This window comes from Gluconacetobacter sp., from assembly GCF_047721585.1.
GTDB lineage: Bacteria > Pseudomonadota > Alphaproteobacteria > Acetobacterales > Acetobacteraceae > Gluconacetobacter > Gluconacetobacter dulcium.
In genome coordinates this window covers 1-3,879 of sequence record NZ_JBDNXE010000212.1, presented here as the reverse complement: position 1 = coordinate 3,879, position 3,879 = coordinate 1, and the positions used below count along the sequence as shown (strand labels likewise).

Below are 3,879 nucleotides of genomic sequence, written 5' to 3'. Positions count from 1 at the left end.
TTGGTGGTGTAGATCAATTTTCGGACCTCGGCGGGGAAGGCATAGAAGGGTATGATTTCCTCCCAGGCCCGCTCCCTGGACTGGACGATGGCCACGTATTTCCGGCTCCCAGGAGCTTTCGGCAAAGGCGGCCAGGGCCGCTGCGCATTTCCCCGTTGCGTGCGATCACGCCGGACGAGGCCGAGGGCGCACTGGCATCTTGAGGGTGAAAGGTGAGTTTTATTGCGGCTGCGCATGGGTTTTTCTTGACAGGCAGGACGCAGATTCTATGTAGGGCGCGATGGTTCCTCTCGATGAGGATTAAAAGGGAACACAGTGTGGGTCGGAAGGCCCAAGCCTGTGGCTGTCCCCGCAACTGTAGGCGGCATGTTCACGCATCGCCGGGCGTCATGGCCCGGGGCCACTGGGTTTCGTCCGACCCGGGAAGGCCATGTGGAACGACAACCGCGAGCCAGGAGACCTGCCGTCAGCACTGGTTGCGACCGGGAACCGTCAGGCGGGGTGATCTGGCGGGCGGGACAGGGACGTTATCCCGGCATCGGATAACGGATCGTGGCCTGTGGTCTCGTGGCAGCCGCGCATGGTCACGAGAACGGTCCCGATGCACGATTTCCGCTCGATTCTTTTTTTCTCCACGCTGTTTACGGCCGTTGGCTTCTCTGTTGCCCTGGCGCAGGAAACGCCGGTTGCGCTCGCGTCGGGAAAGGGGACTGCCGCCCGCCCCGCACGCGCGACGACACGCCCGGTGGCACCCGCCGGCAGCCATGTCGCGCTGACGCAGCAGGATCGGGGGGAGGCGATTACAGTCAGCGCCGCCCGTCGTCCGGTCAGCGTGGATGATATCGGCTCTAGCGTGACCATTATCACCGAACAGCAGATCCAGACCCAGCAGCGTCGCGGGCTGGCGGATATCCTCGATCGGCAGCCGGGTCTGAATGTCGTGCAGACAGGCGGCGTGGGTGGTGTGACTTCGATTTTCATGCGCGGGAACAATTCGAACGAGGTCAAGGTCCGGATGGACGGCATGGATGTCAATGACGGCAGTTCGACCAGCGGTGCGTTCGATGCCGGGCAGTTCGTGACCGATGGCATGGGGCGGATCGAGATCCTGCGCGGGCCGCAAAGCGGCCTGTATGGTGCGGATGCCATGGCCGGCGTCATCGACATTACCACCGCCCAGGGGCAGGGGCGTTTCAAGCCGTTTGTCCGGCTTGAGGGCGGCGCGTATGGTACGTTCAACCAGGTGCTGGGTGCGCGGGGCAGCAAGGGGCGGTTTCACTATAATATCGAGCTGTCCCATTACCGCATGGATGGGTTCAACAATATTCCGTCCTATATCGAGCGGGCTTATGGCGCCGACCGCCAGCAGCGGAACGAGGGGAATCGCAACGACAACCGGAGCGCCAACATCCGGCTGGGATATGACGTGACGCGGACGTTTGACCTGGGGCTGACGGCGCGCCTGATCCAGTCGAATTATCATTCCTATTCGCTCTATGATCTGCAAAGCGAGAATCTGTATGGGGATTCCGGGGTGCGGGAACAGAACAACAAAAACCAGGCGATCGTGCGCGGCACGGCGCATCTGGTCTCGTTCAACGGGTTGTTCGATCAGGTGATCGGGCTGGGATACATGACCAACCGCAATCGGTGGACGCAGACGGGGACGAGCTATGGCAGTCCGATCAATCCGGACCCCAACTATTATCGTTCCGAACGCTTGAAGATCGACTGGCATGGAACCTTCGATTTCAAGAAGTATGGCCAGTTTCTGATTGGTGCCGAACATTTCCACGATCGCTTCAATACCAGCCATACCGCGTCCAGCATGTGGGACAGTGGGTATGATAATTCGGCCGGCATGGATACGACGGCGGGATATGGGCAGTATCAGGGGAACTGGAACCGGATCCTGTATGGAGCGGCCAATATCCGTTATGACGCTAATTCGCGCTATGGCAACCATGTGACGTGGCGGGTGGCGCCTGCCATCCATGTGCCGGGCACTGGTACCATCATCAAGGCCAGTGCCGGGTCCGGCTTCCATGGACCTTCGCTGTATCAACTGTTCGCCAATCAGGTTGGTGCGGGGTATTCCGAAAAAGGCAATCCGAACCTGCGGGCGGAGCAGTTGATCGGCTATGATGCCGGGGTGGAGCAGAAGCTGCTGCATGATCGCCTGAAGTTCGGTGCGACGTGGTATGATAACCGGGTTCGGCATCTGATCCAGTCGTCATTGTCGATCGATTCCGCGTATAACTACAATTATTCGTACGAGAATGTGGCGAAGGCGCGCATGTATGGCGTGGAGGCCTTTCTGAACTGGAAGGCCCGTAGCGATCTGGAGTTCAACCTCAGCTATACCTGGACCCATGCGCGCGACGAGACGGTGCATGCTGAATTGCAGCAGCGTCCACAGCATAAGTTCAATTTCAATACGACGTGGACGCCGATCAGGGACCTGACTTTCTCGGGCAACATTCTTTATACCAGCGGTTGGCGCGACCTGCCGGTAATCGGCAGCGAGACATGCAGCATCTGCGCCAAAGGGCATGGATACGTGACCATCGACGTGGCGGCCAATTACAAGATCAACCGGTTTGTTTCGGTCTATGCCCGTGCGGATAATCTGCTGAACAGGCAATATGAGGAGCCGATCGGGTATTTGCAGCCGGGGCGCGGCGGGTATGGCGGTTTCACGCTCTCCTACTGACAGGATGCGGGCCTGGGGTTGGCGCTCCGCGATCTTGCTGCTGGCGGTGGTGCTGGCGGGGGGCGCGCGGGCCGAGCCCCGGCATCGGATTGTTTCGTTGAATCTGTGTACGGACCAGTTGCTGCTGCAACTGGTGCCGGCCCACGATATCGTGGGTTTGTCGCCGCTGGCGCGGGATTGCGCCTATTCCGTGATGTGTCACGAGGCGGAGGCGGTGCCGGTCATTCGGCCTACGGCTGAAGCCGTGGTGGCGGCACGACCGGATCTGGTGGTGGGTGGGCGCTATGCCAGCGTGACCGCTTTGTTGGCGGCGCGGCAGGCGGGAATGCTAGTTGAGCTGTTCGACCCTGTTGAACGCCTGGTGGATGTTCCGGAGCAGATCGTGGCTGTGGCGAATGCGGCTGGCGTGCCGACGCGGGGGCGGGCACTTGCGGAGGCTTTCAGGGCACGTCTGGCGGATTATCCTATGCCGGCTGGGGGAGTTGCTCCCTCGGCGGTGATTTATGCCGCCAACGGTTTTGTGACCCGTGCCGGGTCGCTGGCTGACGATATTCTGGTGCGCGCGGGTTTCCGCAATGCGGCGAACGGTCTGGATGGGCGGCACGCGCTCGGCGTGCCGCTGGAGAGTCTGCTGGCGCGGCCGCCCGACCTGCTGGTCGTGGCGCGCTCCGATGTCGGCACGTCGATGGCGCAGGCGGTGCTGGATCATCCGGCCCTGCGTGAGGCGTTTCCTGCCCCGCATCGGCTGTCGCTGCCTGACCGGATGTGGCTTTGTGGCTTGCCGCAGACGCTCGACACGCTGGACCGGCTGATCGAGGCCCGCAAGGCACTGGAGAGTTCCCGATGATCGACCGCCGCGACTATCCGCTGATCGTTGCGCTGGCGGTCGGTGTGCTGATGATGCTGGGGCTGTCGTTGGCCTGGGGGGACAGCCCGATTTCGCTGCCGTCTGCCCTGGGGGATCTGATGGCTGGACGGCATAGCGTGGGGGCGATCATCGTTGGCCAGTTGCGCCTGCCTCGTGCCATCCTTGGGGTTTCGATCGGAGCGGCGCTGGGGCTGTGTGGAGCGGTGATGCAGGGGTATCTGCGCAATCCACTGGCCGATCCTGGGTTGCTGGGTGTTTCAGGCGGTGCGGCGCTGGGGGCGGTACTGGTGTTCTATAC

Annotated in this window: 3 protein-coding genes, 1 pseudogene and 1 riboswitch; of the genes and pseudogenes, 3 read left to right on the top strand and 1 reads right to left on the bottom strand. The window is 61.7% G+C overall.

From position 1 onward, the window contains the following. A pseudogene (locus tag ABF821_RS20260) lies at positions 1-98 on the bottom strand (transposase); the annotation flags it as partial. A gap of 166 nt (positions 99-264) precedes the next feature. Continuing rightward, a riboswitch (cobalamin riboswitch) is annotated at positions 265-483 on the top strand. Between the two features lie 118 nt (positions 484-601). Here ABF821_RS20260 and ABF821_RS20255 point away from each other — a divergent pair. The 3 genes from ABF821_RS20255 to ABF821_RS20245 form a co-directional block, all read left to right on the top strand. Continuing rightward, the gene (locus ABF821_RS20255; protein ID WP_415531383.1) at positions 602-2,713 is read left to right on the top strand and encodes a TonB-dependent receptor plug domain-containing protein; all 2,112 of its coding nucleotides are present in this window, start codon (positions 602-604) and stop codon (positions 2,711-2,713) included. Then, entirely contained in the window at positions 2,688-3,560 is an 873-nt protein-coding gene (locus ABF821_RS20250; RefSeq protein WP_415531382.1) for an ABC transporter substrate-binding protein, read from the top strand. Before ABF821_RS20255 ends, ABF821_RS20250 begins: the two co-directional genes overlap by 26 nt. Further along, the coding region (locus ABF821_RS20245) for an iron chelate uptake ABC transporter family permease subunit (protein WP_415531381.1) at positions 3,557-3,879 on the top strand (323 nt) is incomplete at its 3' end. The genes ABF821_RS20250 and ABF821_RS20245, both read left to right, overlap by 4 nt.